2 protein-coding genes are annotated in these 1,795 nt (G+C 71.9%); both read left to right on the top strand.

The genetic code is table 11. The features are described 5' to 3' along the window. A partial coding sequence (locus ACLEQD_RS42690) for an FHA domain-containing protein (protein ID WP_410391694.1) occupies nucleotides 1-1,259 on the top strand: 1,259 nt, incomplete at its 5' end. Between the two features lie 36 nt (nucleotides 1,260-1,295). Then, a partial coding sequence (locus ACLEQD_RS42685; RefSeq protein WP_410391693.1) for an FHA domain-containing protein occupies nucleotides 1,296-1,795 on the top strand: 500 nt, incomplete at its 3' end.

Here is a 1,795-nt window from a genome sequence, read left to right as displayed (position 1 = left end):
GGCCTCCGCCCACCTTCGCGGGCCAGAACGCTCCCGCGGCTCCCGCCCTGGCGCCTCCGCCGGTTTGGAGTCCCCCCGTCCCGCCGCCTTCGCCGGAGCCGGAGCCGGAGCCGGTGACGCTCGTGGGCCGGAACCGGTCCGCGTCTGCGCCGAAGCTGGACGCCGGACCGATGCCCGGCGAGGCGCGGCTGGTGGCCCCCGAACTCGTCCCGGAAGCGGAGGGCAACGCCACCCAGCCCCTCCCTCCCGGCCTGGAAGCCTCCGCGATCGAGCCCGTGCCCAGGGGTCCGGTGACGGTCGTCGCGAAGGTCGAACCGTCGTCCGCCGCCGACAAGGCCCGCAAGCGGCGTCAGCTGGGCAAGACGCTCAAGGGCCAGTTGCTCCTCTTCTGGCAGCGCCAGTCGCTGCCCCGGCGCATCGGCTTCGCGTCGCTGGCGGGGCTGGGCGCGCTGGCGCTGGTGACGCTGCTCGTGGCGCTCGTGGTGCCCTCGGCGATCCGGCTCCCCGGCCGCGAACCCTTCAAGCTGGGCATGGAGCCGGTGACGGACTCCTTTGGCCTGGGGGAGGACGTGCGCTGGGTGCACGCCGACGACAAGCGCTTCGACTTCCGCTTCGTGTCCCCCACGCGCGCGGTGGCGGTGCTGCACTACCAGGCCAGCAGCATCGCCCGGGACGAGGTCAACCTGTCCCTCAACGGCGTGTCCCTGGGGTGGGTGCCCCCGGACACGGCGCAGACGGCCGAGCGCGAGCTGGAGCAGGTCCTGCCCCCCAGCCTCCTGCGCCGCAACGCCAACAACCAGCTGCTCTTCGACAACGCCCTCAACCCGCCCGGCCGCGACCCCTGGCGCATCTGGAACCTGCGCCTGGAGGTCATCCCGGTGCCCGAGCTGCCGCCGGAGCAGCTGATCGCTTCCGCCCGGGAGTCCGCCAAGGCCGGGGCCCGCTTCTACGAGCTCAAGGACGTGGGCGCGGAGAACCTGTTCAAGGCGTGGCGGGAGTACCGCGCCGCGTGGATCACCCTGGAAGCGCTCGACGAAAAGCCGGAGCTGTACGACGACGTCCGGGAGCGGATCGCCCGGATTTCAACGGAGCTGGACCACCGCTGCGGGCAGCTGATGATGCAATTCCAACGGGCGGTTCAGTTCCGCAGCCGACGGGATGCGGTCGCGACCCTCGAAGACGTGCGGAGACGCTTCCCTACCGCCGAGCATCGCTGCCACAATCTGGCGCTGGAAAAAGCCTATGAGCACGAGCTTTAGGGCCCGTGCCCCCCTCAGCAGGACGCGGTGACCGCCATGTCGAACGCACCACCCCCCGCCCGCCGACGGCCTACATCCGGTACGCCCTCTTCAGGGACAGGACAGCGCGCGCCGGTCCGCCGGTCCACCGCCGGTGCCGCCGCGGCCCGTCCCGCGAAGCTCGTCGTCATCGCCGGCCCCATGGAGGGTGAGGAGTTCGCGCTCGCCGACCTCGAGTACACGGTCGGCCGCGCCACGGACAACCCCATCTGCATCCAGGACACGTCGGTCTCCCGCAAGCACGTGACGCTGCGCAAGGAGTCCGCCGGCTGGATGGTCAGCGACATGGGCTCCGGCAACGGCACCATCGTCAACGGCGATCCCATCTCCGAGGAGACGCTCCTCGCCAACGGGGACGTCATCACGCTGGGCGACTCGGAGCTGCGCTACGAGGACACCGCCAACAGCACCGCCAAGGTGCAGGCCCCCTCCGGCTCCCGGCCCCGTCCGTCCACCGCGGCGGGGCGCGGTCCCTCGGCCGTGCCCACGCGCCCTTC

Source organism: Corallococcus sp. 4LFB (assembly GCF_046520365.1).
Classification (GTDB): domain Bacteria; phylum Myxococcota; class Myxococcia; order Myxococcales; family Myxococcaceae; genus Corallococcus; species Corallococcus caeni.
Note: the sequence above shows the minus strand (reverse complement) of the source record. Positions and strands in the feature narration are given on the sequence as shown.